The following is a 15339-nucleotide window of genomic DNA, read 5'->3' as shown; positions in this document are numbered from 1 at the left end:
CATTCTATAAGATTCTCATTCCATATATTGGGACGGCTTGCATGAGTGTTCAGGAACAGAACAGACAGGATTCGCAGATCACCTCGCCGAGGCGGTGGTCCATGCTCGGCCTCGGTGTCCTCGCCCAGGCGGCGGGCGGGGTGTTTGCCAACGCACCCGCCTTCCTCATCCCGACCCTGCACGACGCACAGGGCATGAGCCTGGCCCGCGCCGGACTGATCGCGGCCGCCCCGACGGTCGGCTTCCTCGTCAGCCTGTTCGCGTGGGGTGTGGTGGTCGACCGGATCGGCGAACGCCGGGTGCTGGCCATCGGACTCGGCGCCGCGGCACTCGCGAGTGCTGCGGCCGCGGCACTGAGCGCGTCCTTTCTGGCACTGGGGGTGTTCCTGTTCCTCGGCGGCGTTGCCGCCTCGAGTCCCAACGCCGCCAGCGGGCGGGTGGTGGTGGGCTGGTTCCCGCCGCACCGGCGCGGATTCGCGATGGGCGTGCGCCAGATGGCACTGCCCCTCGGAGTTGCGGTGGCCGCGCTGACCGTCCCGAACCTGGCCGCCGACCACGGGATCGGCTGGGCGCTGACCGTGCCCGCGATCATCTGCGCGGTCGCCGCACTGGCCTGCCTGGTGTTCGTGGTCGACCCACCGCGGCCCAGCCGCGCGGCGGCGTCGTCGCAGGGCCTGTTGGCCAACCCGTACCGGAACCAGAGCGTGCTGTGGCGAATCCACTCGGTCTCGGCGGCGCTGGTGGTGCCGCAGTATCTGGTGTGGACCTTCGTCCCGGTCTGGCTGATCACCGACCGGCACTGGTCGGCGGCGTCGGCGGGCATTCTCATCACCGCGACCCAGCTGCTGGGCGCGCTCGGCCGGATCGGTGCGGGGATCTGGTCGGACCGGGTCGGCAGCCGGATGGGCCCGCTGCGGACCGTCGCGGTCGCCGCGGCGCTGTCCATGGCGGCGCTGGCGATCACGGACTGGCTCGACTCACCGATCTCCGTCGCCCTGATGGTGGTGGCCTCGGTGATCACGGTGGCCGACAACGGACTCGCCTTCACCGCGGTCGCGGAGATCGCGGGCCCGTATTGGAGCGGCAGGGCACTCGGCGCCCAGAACACCGGCCAGTTCCTGGTCGCCGCGTTCGTGCCGCCGGTGTTCGGTGCGGTGATCGGGACCCTCGGCTTTCCTGCCGCCTTCGCGCTCGCCGCCGCGCTGCCGCTGGCCGCCGCCCCGCTGGTCCCCGCCGACCCACCTCCGCCATCGACGTGAACCACCCCGAACGCACTCCGCCCGCGACCTTTCGGTTCGCGGGCGGAGTGCTACTACGGAGTTTCGCCGAGCCTAGAGGCTCGCGGCGATGCGGTCGCCGACCTCGGAGGTCTTGATCGGACCATCACCGCGGGCCGCGAGATCGGCCTCGACGGCCTGCTCGACGCGGGCCGCATCTTCCTCGCGCCCGAGGTGACGCAGCATCAGCGCCACCGACAGGATCGCGGCGGTGGGATCGGCGATGCCCTTGCCCGCGATGTCAGGAGCCGAGCCGTGCACGGGCTCGAACATCGACGGGTTGGTGCCCGAGGCATCGATGTTGCCGGACGCCGAGAGACCGATGCCACCGGTGACCGCGCCTGCCAGGTCGGTGATGATGTCGCCGAACAGGTTGTCGGTGACGATCACGTCGAAGCGCGACGGGTCGCTGACCATGTAGATGGTGGCGGCGTCGATGTGGCAGTACGCGGTCTCGACGTCCGGGTACTCGGCACCGACGGTCTCCACCGCACGAGACCAGATGGCGCCCGCGTTGGAGAGCACGTTGGTCTTGTGGATCAGTGTGAGGTGCTTACGCCGCGTCTGCGCCAACTCGAAGGCGTAGCGGACGACGCGCTCGGCACCGAACCACGTGTTGATCGACACCTCGGTGGCGATCTCGTGCGGCGTCCCGACGCGGATGGCGCCGCCGTTGCCGGTGTACGGGCCCTCGGTGCCCTCGCGCACCACCACGAAATCGATGTCCGGGTTGGCGGCCAGCGGCGACGTCGCGCCCGGGTACAGCCGCGACGGACGCAGGTTCACATGGTGATCGAGCTGGAACCGCATGTTCAGCAGCAGGCCACGCTCGAGGATGCCGGGGCCGACCAGGCGCGGGTCGCCGATCGCGCCGAGCAGGATCGCGTCGTGCTCGCGGATCTGCGCGAGCTCCGCGTCCGGCAGCAGTTCACCGGTCGCGTTGTAGCGCGTCGCACCGAGGTCGTACTCGGTGGTCTGCAGGTCGGGGACCAGCTTGCGCAACACCTTGAGCGCCTCTGCCGTGACCTCGACCCCGATGCCGTCGCCGGGAATGACTGCAAGCTTCATGTACTTACTCACTTCCTCGCAGAGACGAAATCAGGACAGGTCGACCTGGGCAACGCGGGCGTCGAGCTGGGCGACGACCTCCGAGACCTCGGCATCGCCGACCACGCGGTCAACGCGCAGGATGACGGTTGCGCCCTCGCCCTCGACGTCCTGGCTCAGCGCCGCGGCCTGGATGTCGATGCCGGCGTTGCCCAGCACGGTGCCGAGGGTGCCGAGCACGCCCGGACGATCCTGGTAGTGCACGACGATGTTGTGGCCCTCGGCGCGCAGGTCGAAGCTGCGGCCGTTGACGTTGACGATCTTCTCGATCTGCTGCAGGCCGGTCAGCGCGCCAGCGACGGCGGTGACGGTGCCGTCGGCCGCGACGGCCCGCACCTCGACCGCGCTGCGGTGCGTGAGCGCCTCACTGTGCTTGTCGACCTCGACACTCACGCCACGCTGCTCGGCGAGCGCGGGCGCGTTGACGAAGGTGACCGGCTCGTCGCTGCTGGCCGAGAAGAGTCCGCGCAGCGCGGCAAGGCCGAGGATCTCGACGTTCTCCGCCGACAGCTCACCGCTGACGATGACCTGGATGTTCTGCACGGCCTCCGGGGAGAGGGTGCCCGCGAGCAGGCCGAGCTTGCGGACCAGGTCGAGCCACGGCGCGACCTCCTCGCCGACCGGGCCACCGGAGACGTTGACGGCCTCGGGCACGAACTCGCCCGCCAGCGCCAGCAGCACGCTCTTGGCGACGTCGGTGCCCGCGCGGTCCTGGGCCTCCGAGGTGGACGCGCCGAGGTGCGGGGTGACGACGACGTTGTCGAGGTCGAACAGCTTCGAGTCGGTGCACGGCTCGGTGTTGAACACGTCCAGGCCTGCGGCGCGGACCTTGCCGGAGACGAGCGCGTCGTACAGCGCGTCCTCGTCGATCAGGCCGCCGCGGGCGGCGTTGACGATGATCAGCCCGTCCTTGGCGGTGGCGAGACGCTCGGCGTTGATCAGGCCGGCCGTCTCCTTGGTCTTCGGCAGGTGCACGGAGATGAAGTCCGAGCGCTTGACCAGCTCGTCGATGTCGACGAGCTCGATGCCGAGCTGCGCGGCGCGGGCCGCGGGCAGGTAGGGGTCGTACGCGATGACGTGGGTCTCGAACGCCGCGAGGCGCTGCGCGAACAGCTGGCCGATCCGGCCGAGGCCGACGACGCCGACGGTCTTGCCGAGGATCTCGGTGCCGTTGAAGCTCGAACGCTTCCAGGTCTTCTCGCGGAGGGTGCGGTCGGCGGCCGGGATCTGTCGCGCGGTGGCCAGCAGCAGGGCGACGGCGTGCTCGGCGGCGGTGTGGATGTTCGAGGTCGGCGCGTTGACGACCATCACGCCGCGCTCGGTGGCGGCCGGGATGTCGACGTTGTCCAGGCCGACGCCTGCACGGCCGACGATCTTCAGCTTGGTGCCCGCGGCGAGGACGTCCGCGTCGACGGTGGTCGCCGAGCGGACCAGGATCGCGTCGGCCTCGGGACGGCGGCCAGCAGGGCGGGACGGTCGGGACCGTCGACCCAGCGCACTTCCACGCCATCGCCGAGCGCCTCGACCGTGGACGGCGCGAGCTTGTCTGCGATCAGAACAACGGGACGGCCTGGCTGGCTCACGAGTGAACTCCTGTGTTAGGTGTCGGGCGGATCGTCCGCGGCCCGGCGCCGCCTCGGGCGCCCACGTGAGGCCGTGACCGAAGACAGCTTAGTGTGCGGGCCCCCGGGTTTCGGCACCCTGGGTGCGCCGATACCAGATAGTGGACACCTCGTGGGACGGATCACTCAGCCCGAGCGGCCGGCCTCGAACGCCTCCACCGCGGCGTCGAGCGTCGGATAGAACCTGTCGTGGCCGAAACGGTCGCCGACCCCGAACAGGATCAGCCGATCCTTCACCGGTCCCTTCATCTCGGCGAAGACCAGTCGCACCCCGTGGCTGTCCAGGTACTGGTCGAGCTCCACCAGCTCGTCCACCGCCGTGGTGTCGAGCCCGGTCAACGGCTCCGAGGCGATCACCACCCATCGGACCGGATCGGGCGCGTCGGTGACGAGCCCCCGCACGTAGTCGTCGAACAGCGCACCGTTCGCGAAGAAGAGCTGTGCGTCGAACCGAGCGATGACCAGGCCCGGGATCCGGTGGCCCTCGGGGTGCCGGGCGAGGTCGTGGTAGCCGTCGAGGTCGGGTACCACCACCAGTTCCGCACGGTACGGCTGCCACGCGTGCACGACGACGGCCACGAAGGACAGGGCGATCGCCACCACGATGCCCTCCAGCACCCCGACCAGCGCGACGCCGAGGAACGCGGCGATCGCAAGGGACGCCTCCACCTTGCTCATCCGCCACATCGCCACCATCCCGCGGACGTCCACCAGCGAGGTCGCCGCCACGATCACCACCGACGCCAGCACCGCCGACGGCAGGTAACCGGTTACGCCGGGCGCGACGAGGATGAACAGCACGATGGCCAGTGCACCGACCACCCCGACGAGCTGGGTCTTGGCGCCGTTCTGTTCGGCGACCGGGGTGCGCGAGGAGCTCGCGGACATCGGGAATCCACCGAGCAGCCCGCTGGCCACGTTGGCGGTGCCGATCGCGCGCATCTCGATGCTGCCGTTGACACTCTCGCCGCGCCGCGCCGCGAAGGTGCGCGAGAGCACCCCGGTGTCGGCGAACGCGATCAGCGCGATACCAGCCGCCGGGACTATCAGATCGGCGACGTCTGACCAGGTCAGCCCGCCGAGCGCGGGCGCGGGTAGGCCCTGCGGCAGCGCGCCGACCATCGGGAGATCGTCCTTCAGGCCGAGGACGTAAGCCAGGACGATCGCGCCCACCACCGCGACCAGTACACCGGGGATGCGGCTGTGCAGCAGCTTGAAGGCGAGGATCACCGCGATGCCCCCGATGCCGAACACGGCGGCGGTCGGGTCGATCTCGCCGTCGGCGATCGCGACAACGGTGTTGCGGGCCTCGTCGATGAGGTTGACGCCGTCGACGGAGAAGCCGAGCAGCTTCGGTATCTGGCTGACGACCACGACCAGGGCGATGCCGTTGAGGTAGCCGAGCCGAATCGGTTTGGACAGCAGGTCCGTGACGAAGCCCAGGTTCAGCAGGCCACCGGCGACCAGGATCAGGCCCATCAGGATCGCGAGCAGTCCTGCGAGGGCGACGGCCCGGTCAGGATCTCCAGCGGCGAGCGGCAGGACGGCCGCGCCGATGATCGGGGCGAGCGAGGAATCGGGGCCGAGCACCAGGATCTTCGAGGGCCCGACCAGTGCGTAGACGAGCAGCGGCACGATGGTGGCGTAGAGGCCGGTCTCCGGGGGCAGGCCCGCCGCCTCGGCGTACCCCATGCCCGCGGGATCAGCAGCGCGGTGAGTGCGACCCCTGCGGTGAGGTCGGGGCGCAACCAGGACCGCTCGTATCGGCGGGCAACCTCGACACCAGGAAGCCATGACCGAAGGGACGATTGTCGTGCCATCCATCACCTACCCCGGACAACGCAAGGGCCCGATGCCCTCCGTGACAGTCTGCACCGTCACGGGGTGACATCGGGCCCCAAAATGCGCTTCGCGCCCCGTGAGTCCTTCTGGCCCCTACGGGACCGGAAGGACTCACGGGTGGCGCAGCCGCCTAAGCGGTTTCGGTGATCGGGCGATCGACCCAGCTCATCAGGTCGCGCAGCTTCTTGCCGGTGACCTCGATCGGGTGCTCGGCGTTGGCCTTGCGCAGGCCCTCGAGCTCGGTGTTGCCGTTCTCGACGTTGGCGACCAGGCGACGGGTGAACTCGCCCGACTGGATGTCGGCCAGGATCGCCTTCATGCGGTCCTTGGTGCCTGCGTCGATGACGCGCGGGCCGGAGAGGTAGCCACCAAACTCGGCGGTGTCGGACACCGAGTAGTTCATGCGCGCGATGCCGCCCTCGTACATGAGGTCGACGATCAGCTTGAGCTCGTGCAGGACCTCGAAGTACGCCATCTCGGGCGCGTAGCCGGCCTCGACCATGACCTCGAAGCCCGTCTTGACGAGCTCCTCGGTGCCGCCGCAGAGCACGGCCTGCTCGCCGAAGAGGTCCGTCTCGGTCTCTTCCTTGAAGGTGGTCTTGATGACGCCCGCGCGGGTGCCACCGATCGCCTTGGCGTAGGACAGCGCCAGGGCCTGGCCCTCGCCCTTCGGGTCCTGGTCGACGGCAATGAGGGCGGGAACGCCCTTGCCGTCGACGAACTGACGGCGCACCAGGTGGCCGGGGCCCTTCGGGGCGACCATGCCGACGGTGACGAACTCCGGGGCCTTGATCAGGTCGAAGTGGATGTTCAGGCCGTGCCCGAAGAACAGCGCGTCGCCGTCCTTGAGGTTCGGCTCGATGTCGTTGGTGAAGATCGACGCCTGCGCGGTGTCAGGTGCCAGCACCATGATCACGTCTGCCCACTCGGCGACCTCGGCAGGCGTGCCGACGGTCAGGCCCTGCTCCTCGGCCTTGGCCCGAGACTTCGAACCCTCCTTGAGGCCGATGCGCACATCGACGCCCGAATCACGCAGGCTGAGCGAATGCGCGTGTCCCTGGCTGCCGTAGCCGATCACAGCGACCTTGCGGCCCTGGATGATCGACAGGTCGGCGTCATCGTCGTAGAACATCTCGACTGCCACTGGTATTACCTCTCCTCGGTTATCTGAAGACTTGATTCGTGAATAGAAAGTACTAGCGGGCCGCGGTGATGGACTTCGGCCCACGGCCGACAGCCACGACACCGGACTGCACGATCTCCCGGATCCCGTAGGGATCGAGCATCCGCAGCAACGCGTCGAGCTTCGACCGGGTGCCGGTCGCCTCGATGGTCACCGACTCAGGCGAGACGTCGATCACCTTGGCGCGGAACAGGTTCACCGTCTCGAGGACCTGCGTCCGAACGCTGGCGTCGGCCCGCACCTTGATCAGCACGAGCTCACGGGCCACCGAGGCCTCGGTGTCCTGCTCGACGATCTTGAGCACGTTGATCAGCTTGTTGAGCTGCTTGGTCACCTGCTCGAGCGGGAACTCGTCGACGGTGACGACGATGGTCATGCGGGAGACGTCGGGGAGTTCGGTCCCCCGACAGCGAGGGACTCGATGTTGAAGCCCCTGCGCGAGAACAGCGCGGCCACCCTGGCCAACACTCCCGGCTTGTCCTCGACGAGAACGCTGAGGGTGTGGCTGGTGCTCACTGGTTGTCCTCCCTTGCGGCGGCAGCGGCCTGGCCGGACTGCTGCTCGCGCTCCATGGCCTCGTGGATGACGGCGGGCTCATTGACGGCCTCGTCGTCGTCGAACAGCGGCCGGATGCCCCGCGCCGCCTGGATCTCGTCGTTGCTGGTGCCCGCGGCCACCATGGGCCACACCTGGGCGTCGGCGCCGACGATGAAGTCGATCACCACCGGCTTGTCGTTGATGGACTGTGCCTCGCGGATCGCCGCCTCGACGTCCTCCTCGCGCTCGACGCGGATGCCGTGGCAGCCCAACGCCTCGGCGAGCTTGACGAAGTCCGGGATCCGGATCGCTCCGTGGGTGCCGAGGTTGGTGTTGGAGTAACGCTGGTCGTAGAACAGCGTCTGCCACTGCCGCACCATGCCGAGGTTGCCGTTGTTGACCAGCGCGACCTTGATCGGCACGCCCTCGACCGCGCAGGTCGCGAGCTCCTGGTTGGTCATCTGGAAGCAGCCGTCACCGTCGATGGCCCAGACTTCCTTGTCCGGCATGCCCATCTTGGCGCCCATCGCGGCGGGCACCGCGTAACCCATGGTGCCGAGGCCGCCGGAGTTGAGCCAGGTGCGCGGCTTCTCGTACTTGACGAACTGCGCAGCCCACATCTGGTGCTGGCCGACGCCCGCGCAGTAGATCGCGTCCGGGCCCGCGAGCCTGCCGACCGCCTCGATCACGTACTCCGGGGACAGCGCGCCGTCCGACGGCTTGCCGTAGGCCAGCGGGTAGGTGTCGCGCAGACCGTCCAGGTACGACCACCACTCGGCGTAGTCGAGCGTGGTCCCGGTGGCCTGATCCGCCTTGATCGCCTCGATCAGCTCGGTGATCACCTCGCCGCAGTCACCGACGATCGGGACGTCCGCGTACCGGTTCTTGCCGATCTCGGCCGGGTCGATGTCGGCGTGGATGACCTTGGCGTCGGGTGCGAACGAGTCGAGCTGACCGGTCACCCGGTCGTCGAAACGTGCGCCGAGGGTGATCAGCAGGTCGCTCTTCTGCAGCGCGCCGACCGCCGCCACGGTGCCGTGCATGCCCGGCATGCCGCAGTGCAGCTGGTGGCTGTCGGGGAACGCGCCGCGGGCCATCAGCGTCGTCACGACGGGGATGCCGGTCAGTTCCGCGAGCTCGAGCAGCTCGGCGGACGCGTCGGCCTTGATGACGCCGCCACCGACGTAGAGCACGGGCGCCTTCGACTCGGCGATCAGCCGGGCCGCCTCGCGGACCTGCTTGCCGTGCGGCTTGCTCACCGGACGGTAGCCGGGCAGGTGCATCTCCGGCGGCCACGAGAACGTGGTCTGCGCCTGCAGCACGTCCTTCGGGATGTCGACGAGGACTGCACCGGGACGACCGGAGGACGCCAGGTAGAAGGCCTCCGCCATGATCCGCGGGATGTCGGCGCCGTCGGTGATCAGGAAGTTGTGCTTGGTCACCGGCATGGTGATGCCGGAGATGTCGGCCTCCTGGAACGCGTCGGTGCCGATCAGGCTGCGACCGACCTGGCCGGTGATCGCGACGATCGGGACCGAGTCCATCTGCGCGTCGGCGATCGGGGTCACCAGGTTGGTGGCGCCGGGGCCGGAGGTGGCCATGCAGACGCCGACCTTGCCGGTGGCCTGGGCGTACCCGGTTGCGGCGTGTCCGGCGCCCTGCTCGTGCCGGACCAGGACGTGCCGAACCTTCTTCGAGTCGAAGAGCGGGTCGTAGACGGGCAGAACGGCGCCGCCGGGAATGCCGAATACAGTGTCGACCTCGAGCTCCTCGAGGGCCCGAACCACGGACTGGGCGCCGGTCACTCGCTCGGGGGCGACTTGACGGCGGGTACCGGGCTGGGCGGCCGGCGCTGCCGCGGGGCTGGGCTGACCCGTTCCCCCCGACTTGCGCGGCGTGGGCTGCGGCCGTGCGGTTGGTGCGCTCACTGCATAATCCTCTGGTCTTGACGGTTCAAGCTGGCTCCGGGCAAGAAAAAACCCCCGTCAGCAATCTTGCTGTACGAGGGTGGCGCGTCGTGCTTGTGAGTTGACGAAATCGACTCAGGCGGCGACGCGCCGGCCGATTACGAGCAACTCATTCTGCTTCACGCGCTCGAAGGTAGGCGCGTCAAGGGTGAACAGTCAACTTGGTGAGTCTGCTGTCCCAGAATGTGAGAAGCGCTGACTGCAATGCAAGGATGGTGCGGTGTCATCCTCATCGCAGCCCGTGCCACCGAACTCATCCTCGCACACCGCCGAACCGATCGAGCAGTCCATACACATCTCGAAGCTCGGACTCCTCGCGGTTGGCCTGCTGGCGATCTGCCTGAGCCCCGTCGTGCTCACCAAGCCGGTCCCCCTTGTGATCCTGCTGCTGATCCCCGTCGCGGTCGCCTGGTGGATGCTGCGGGTACGGACCACCGTCACCGCCGAGGGACTGCGCCTGCGCCGGATGTTCTCCACCGAGAACATCGAGTGGAGCCAGATCAAGGGCTTCCGCTTCCCCAAGCGCGGATGGGCGCGCGCCGACCTGACCGACGGCCGCGAGGTGAGCCTGCCCGTCGTCACCTTCGGTCGGCTCCCCCAGATCGCGGCGGCCAGCGGCGGCCGGGTGACCGACCCCTACGCGGCCGCGGATCGTGCGGCCCGCGAGAAGGCCGCCGCCGAGAGGGCCGCCGCAGAGAATGACGAGACCGAGTCCGGCACGGAGTCGGATCCGGGAACGAAATAGCCCGCGAGTAGCGTTGCTACGGACACTCGACGCCAGGGCGCCGACGGCACCCACCCCATGCCGAAGACCCGCCCACCGGCCCAGCCCGCCGGAGCCGCTCGAGTCACGGCAACGTTCGCAGTTCGACGATTAAGGACAGTCCTATGCCCCCGTTGAGGTCACGCACCACCACCGTCGGACGCAATGCCGCCGGAGCCCGCGCCCTGTGGCGCGCCACCGGAATGACGGACTCCGATTTCGGCAAGCCGATCGTCGCGATCGCGAACTCGTACACCCAGTTCGTCCCCGGGCACGTGCACCTCAAGGACGTCGGCGAGATCGTGGCCGAGGCCGTGCGCGCCGCGGGCGGAGTGCCCCGCGAGTTCCACACCATCGCGGTGGACGACGGCATCGCCATGGGCCACGGCGGCATGCTCTACTCGCTGCCCAGCCGCGAGATCATCGCCGACTCGGTCGAGTACATGGCGAACGCGCACACCGCCGACGCACTCGTCTGCATCTCCAACTGCGACAAGATCACCCCCGGCATGCTCAATGCCGCGATGCGACTGAACATCCCGACCGTCTTCGTCTCGGGCGGTCCGATGGAGGCAGGCAAGGCCGTCGTCGTCGGCGGCGTCGCGCAGGCCCCCACCGACCTGATCACCGCCATCTCGGCATCCGCGAACGACGCGGTGTCCGAGGAAGGCCTCGACGAGGTCGAGCGCAGCGCGTGCCCGACCTGTGGCTCCTGCTCCGGCATGTTCACGGCGAACTCGATGAACTGCCTCACCGAGGCACTCGGCCTTGCGCTGCCCGGCAACGGCTCCACCCTGGCCACCCACGAGGCCCGCCGCGCACTGTTCTCCCGCGCGGGCACCACGGTCGTCGAGGCCGCGCTCAAGTACTACCGCGACGAGGACGAGTCGGTGCTCCCCCGGAACATCGCCACTCCCAAGGCGTTCCGCAACGCGATGGCCCTCGACGTCGCGATGGGCGGCTCGACCAACACGGTCCTGCACACCCTCGCCGCCGCCCAGGAGGGCGAGGTCGACTTCGACCTCGACACCATCGACGAGATCAGCCGCCTGGTGCCGTGCCTGTCGAAGGTCTCACCAAACTCCGACTACCACATGGAGGACGTGCACCGGGCGGGCGGAATCCCCGCGCTGCTCGGCGAGCTGCGTCGCGCGAACCTGCTCGAGACCGATGTCTCCACGGTCCACACCAAGAGCTTCGACCAGTGGCTCGACGACTGGGACATCCGCTCCGGCAAGGCAACCGACGAGGCGATCGAGCTCTTCCACGCCGCACCGGGCGGGGTCCGCACCACCGAGCCGTTCTCCACCTCCAACCGCTGGAGCGCGCTGGACACCGACGCAGCAGGCGGGTGCATCCGGGACAAGGAGCACGCGTACACCGTCGAGGGCGGACTCGTCGTGCTGCGCGGCAACATCGCGCTCGACGGCGCCATCCTCAAGACCGCGGGCATCGACGAGGAGCTGTTCTCCTTCCAGGGTCCGGCGCTCGTCGTCGAATCGCAGGAGGAGGCCGTCTCGGTGATCCTGCAGAAGAAGATCAAGCCCGGCGACGTCCTCGTGGTCCGCTACGAGGGCCCCAAGGGCGGACCGGGCATGCAGGAAATGCTGCACCCCACCGCATTCCTCAAGGGCGCGGGCCTCGGCAAGGAGTGCGCGCTCATCACCGACGGCCGCTTCTCCGGCGGCACCTCCGGCCTGTCCATCGGGCACATCTCCCCGGAGGCCGCGGCGGGCGGCGTGATCGGCCTGGTGGAGAACGGCGACCAGGTCCGCATCGACGTCGCGACCCGAACCCTCGAGATCCTCGTCGACGACGCCGTGCTCGCCGAGCGCCGCGCCAAGATGGAGGCATCCGAGCGTCCGTGGCAGCCGGTCGACCGCCAGCGCACCGTCACCACCGCGCTGCGCGCCTACGCGGCGCTGGCGACCTCCGCGGACAAGGGCGCCGTTCGCTACGTGCCGTAGTCCTCACTGTTCACAGACGCGCCCCTGTGGTGCCGGGAATGCCCGGAACCGCAGGGGCGCTGTCGTATCGGCGGGATGCTCCCGCTCTTGCTCGGGCTCAGGCCGCGCGGACCTCCGCGATCCGTCGCTCGGCCAGCTCGATCGCGGCCGTAGAGGTGTCCACCCCGGTCACCCGAGCCCGGTCGAGGATCTCCATCACCACATCCGCGATGCGGTCCACCTTGCCGACGAAGTCCGTCAGCCCGTTCACCTCGGCGTCGCAGGAGATCAGGCCGCCCGCGTTCGACACGAAATCCGGGATGTGCACGATGCCGCGAGCGGTCAGCGCGTCACCCGCGGCCGGAGAGGCGAGCATGTTGTTGGCCGCACCGACCAGCGCCACCGCCTTGAACCGGTCGACCGCACGCTCGTCGATCACCAGTCCCGGACCCGCGGGGCAGACCACATCGACGTCGGTGTGCAGGATCTCGTCCAGCGAACTCGCCTGCGCACCAAAACCTTCCACCGCGAGCCGCACCCGCTCCGGATCGGGGTCGGCCACCAGCACCGTGGCCCCCGCCGCGGAGAGGAGCTCGACGATCCCGAGGCCGACATTGCCCGCGCCCTGCACGGCAACCCGCAGCCCCTCGACGCCGTCACGCCCCAGGTGGTCGGCGACCGCCGAGATCGAGGCGACCACTCCCCTGGCCGTGTACGGCGAGGGATCGCGGCCGTCGCTGGAGACCCGGGGGGCGTGCTCGGCGATCACCTTCAGGTCCGCGGGTCCGGTGCCCATGTCGGCGCCGGGGATGTAGCGGCCACCGAGCATCCCGATGTGCCTGCCGTGCGCCTCCAGGAGCGAACGCGTCTTCTGGCTGCGGGGATCGGCGTTGATCACGCTCTTTCCGCCGCCGAGCGCCAGGCCGGCGAGCGCCGCCTTGTAGGTCATCGCGCGTGCGAGGCGCATCGCGTCCGCCGCGGCCGCATCGTCGGATTCGTACTGGCGGATCCGGACTCCCCCGAGCGCGGGCCCGAGGGTGGTGTCGTGGACCGCGATGATGCTGGCGAGCCCGTTCTCCACGCGCTGGATCGACAGCTGCTCGAAGTCCTGCTCGGCCAGGGAATTGATGGCGCTCACTACTGCTCCTGAGGTCAGCCCACGACAGATGACACCCTTGTGGGGCTGATCCATTGCGGGACAGAGAGTTACGGCACTTGTGGCCGCGACGGGCGGAGTACCTGCCCGGCATGAACTGTAAGGCGCGTCACACGGATGTCAAGCCGTTGCCTGTTCCGCGCAGGGCGACGCCGGGGCCGCGATCACGCGCCAAGGCAGCAGAATTGGCGAATCGGCCCAATCCAGGTGTGCACACCGCGCAGTTCGCCCGAGCGATTCGGCGCGCAGCTGAGCATGTTGCACCATCGAGCGACCGGGTGTTGCGCATCGGGTTCGCAGGTGGTTCTCTCTTCAGCCGATGAGACACAGATCACATCCGGTCAAGCACTGCCCCCACCCGGCGACCCACAAGGCCGTCGGGAGTCAACCAAGGAGCCCATCCATGCCCGGAGTCGGTATTTGGCGCACCAAGTCCGTCGAACAGTCGATATCAGATACCGATGAACCCGGTACCCGCCTACGCAAAGAGCTGACCGCCTGGGACCTCACCGTCTTCGGCGTCGCCGTGGTCATCGGGGCGGGCATCTTCACCCTCACCGCGAGGACGGCAGGAAACGTCGCAGGACCGTCCATCTCACTCGCCTTCGTCCTCGCCGCCATCGCGTGCGGGCTCGCAGCCCTCTGTTACGCCGAGTTCGCCTCCACCGTCCCGGTCGCAGGCAGTGCCTACACCTTCTCCTATGCGACCTTCGGCGAGTTCGTCGCCTGGATCATCGGATGGGACCTCATCCTCGAGTTCGCGCTCGCATCGGCGGTGGTCGCCAAGGGCTGGTCGCTGTACCTGGGGAACGTGCTCGGGGCCAGCGGTTCGACCACCGCACATCTCGGCCCGATCGACTTCGACTGGGGCGCCCTGCTGATCATCGGCGCGATCACCATCGTGCTGGCCGTCGGCACCAAGGTGTCCTCGCGGGTGTCGGCCATCATCACCGCCATCAAGATCGCCGTGGTCCTGCTCGTCGTCGTGGTCGGCGCGTTCTACATCAACAAGGACAACTACTCGCCGTACATCCCGCCCGCCGAGGGCGCGGCCAGCACGGCAAGCGGCGTCCACCAGACCCTGTTCTCGTTCCTCACCGGCGCCGACGGCAGCAGCTACGGCTGGTACGGCCTGCTCGCCGCGGCCAGCCTCGTGTTCTTCGCGTTCATCGGGTTCGACGTCGTGGCCACCACCGCCGAGGAGACCAAGAACCCGCAGAAGGCGCTCCCCCGCGGCATTCTCGGTTCGCTCGCCATCGTCACCGTCCTGTACGTCGCGGTGACCCTGGTCCTGACCGGCATGGTCAAGTACACCGACCTGAAGACCGGCAGCCCGCTCGTCGGCGACAGCAGCGCCACCCTCGCGACCGCATTCGAGGCGCACGGGATCACCTGGGCGCAGTGGGTGATCAACTTCGGCGGCCTCGCGGGACTGACGACCGTCGTCATGGTCATGATGCTCGGCCAGACCCGGGTGTTGTTCGCGATGTCGCGGGACGGGCTGATGCCCCGCGGACTCGCCAAGACCGGCACCAAGGGCACCCCGGTGCGGATCACCGTCGTCGTCGGCGTGATCGTCGCGCTGCTCGCGGCCTTCTTCCCGATGGGGACCCTCGAGGAAATGGTCAACATCGGCACCCTGTTCGCCTTCGTCCTGGTCTGCATCGGCGTCGTGGTGCTGCGCAAGACGCGACCCGACCTGCCGCGCGGATTCCGGGTCCCGCTGGTTCCCCTCGTGCCGATCCTCGCGGTGCTGGCCTGCGGGTGGCTGATGCTGAACCTGTCCGTGGAGACCTGGATCCGATTCCTGGTCTGGATGGCGATCGGTGTGGTGATCTACTTCGCCTACGGCAAGCGCAAGTCGGTGCTCGGCCAGCGGCTCGCCGCCCAGGCCACGCCGCCCCCGGAGGAGCAGTTGGAGACGGTCACCGCCTGACCG

8 protein-coding genes and 3 pseudogenes are annotated in these 15339 nt (G+C 68.8%); 4 read left to right on the top strand and 7 right to left on the bottom strand.

Features of this window, described 5'->3' with window-relative positions; translation table 11 throughout:
* Window positions 1-41 precede the first annotated feature (41 nt).
* On the top strand, window positions 42-1259 hold the full coding sequence (locus BTZ20_RS09345) for an MFS transporter (RefSeq protein WP_189636618.1): 1218 nt from the start codon (window positions 42-44) through the stop codon (window positions 1257-1259).
* Window positions 1260-1331: 72 nt separating this feature from the next.
* On the opposite strand, the gene BTZ20_RS09340 is transcribed toward BTZ20_RS09345, so the two are convergent.
* The 6 genes and pseudogenes from BTZ20_RS09340 to BTZ20_RS09315 form a co-directional block, all read right to left on the bottom strand.
* Window positions 1332-2345: a 3-isopropylmalate dehydrogenase gene (locus tag BTZ20_RS09340; RefSeq protein ID WP_077041169.1), complete on the bottom strand. Its 1014-nt coding sequence runs from the start codon at window positions 2343-2345 to the stop codon at window positions 1332-1334.
* A 30-nt stretch (window positions 2346-2375) separates the two neighbouring features.
* Window positions 2376-3967, bottom strand: a pseudogene (serA, locus tag BTZ20_RS09335) (phosphoglycerate dehydrogenase).
* A gap of 165 nt (window positions 3968-4132) precedes the next feature.
* Window positions 4133-5826 (bottom strand): annotated as a pseudogene (locus BTZ20_RS09330) (SulP family inorganic anion transporter).
* A gap of 152 nt (window positions 5827-5978) precedes the next feature.
* Window positions 5979-6980: a ketol-acid reductoisomerase gene (ilvC, locus tag BTZ20_RS09325; protein WP_179800683.1), complete on the bottom strand. Its 1002-nt coding sequence runs from the start codon at window positions 6978-6980 to the stop codon at window positions 5979-5981.
* Window positions 6981-7044: 64 nt separating this feature from the next.
* Window positions 7045-7547: pseudogene (gene ilvN, locus BTZ20_RS09320) on the bottom strand (acetolactate synthase small subunit).
* Window positions 7544-9496, bottom strand: coding sequence for an acetolactate synthase large subunit (locus BTZ20_RS09315; RefSeq protein WP_077041166.1), 1953 nt, complete (start codon window positions 9494-9496; stop codon window positions 7544-7546). Before BTZ20_RS09315 ends, ilvN begins: the two are co-directional and overlap by 4 nt.
* 280 nt (window positions 9497-9776) lie before the next feature.
* Between BTZ20_RS09315 and BTZ20_RS09310 the strand changes: the two genes are divergently transcribed.
* Both BTZ20_RS09310 and ilvD read left to right on the top strand, forming a co-directional pair.
* Window positions 9777-10280: a PH domain-containing protein gene (locus BTZ20_RS09310; protein ID WP_077041165.1), complete on the top strand. Its 504-nt coding sequence runs from the start codon at window positions 9777-9779 to the stop codon at window positions 10278-10280.
* Between the two features lie 143 nt (window positions 10281-10423).
* Window positions 10424-12265: a dihydroxy-acid dehydratase gene (gene ilvD, locus BTZ20_RS09305; RefSeq protein ID WP_077041164.1), complete on the top strand. Its 1842-nt coding sequence runs from the start codon at window positions 10424-10426 to the stop codon at window positions 12263-12265.
* A gap of 97 nt (window positions 12266-12362) precedes the next feature.
* Here the strand turns inward: ilvD and BTZ20_RS09300 are convergent, their stop codons facing one another.
* Window positions 12363-13382 (bottom strand): Glu/Leu/Phe/Val dehydrogenase family protein, encoded by a 1020-nt coding sequence (locus tag BTZ20_RS09300; RefSeq protein ID WP_077041163.1) that lies wholly within the window; start codon window positions 13380-13382, stop codon window positions 12363-12365.
* A 421-nt stretch (window positions 13383-13803) separates the two neighbouring features.
* Here BTZ20_RS09300 and BTZ20_RS09295 point away from each other — a divergent pair, with 421 nt between their 5' ends.
* On the top strand, window positions 13804-15336 hold the full coding sequence (locus BTZ20_RS09295; RefSeq protein WP_077041162.1) for an amino acid permease: 1533 nt from the start codon (window positions 13804-13806) through the stop codon (window positions 15334-15336).
* Window positions 15337-15339 lie beyond the last annotated feature (3 nt).

The organism is Rhodococcus sp. MTM3W5.2, from assembly GCF_001984015.1.
In the GTDB taxonomy this organism is placed as follows: domain Bacteria; phylum Actinomycetota; class Actinomycetes; order Mycobacteriales; family Mycobacteriaceae; genus Rhodococcus_G; species Rhodococcus_G oryzae.
Note: the sequence above shows the minus strand (reverse complement) of the source record. Positions and strands in the feature narration are given on the sequence as shown.

What these genes read in the sequence shown, in the direction of transcription:
- BTZ20_RS09345 (WP_189636618.1), top strand. Translation starts at nt 42, where the DNA reads ATGAGTGTTCAGGAACAGAACAGACAGGATTCGCAGATCACCTCGCCG.
- BTZ20_RS09340 (WP_077041169.1), bottom strand. Translation starts at nt 2,345, where the DNA reads ATGAAGCTTGCAGTCATTCCCGGCGACGGCATCGGGGTCGAGGTCACG.
- ilvC (WP_179800683.1), bottom strand. Translation starts at nt 6,980, where the DNA reads ATGTTCTACGACGATGACGCCGACCTGTCGATCATCCAGGGCCGCAAG.
- BTZ20_RS09295 (WP_077041162.1), top strand. Translation starts at nt 13,804, where the DNA reads ATGCCCGGAGTCGGTATTTGGCGCACCAAGTCCGTCGAACAGTCGATA.
- ilvD (WP_077041164.1), top strand. Translation starts at nt 10,424, where the DNA reads ATGCCCCCGTTGAGGTCACGCACCACCACCGTCGGACGCAATGCCGCC.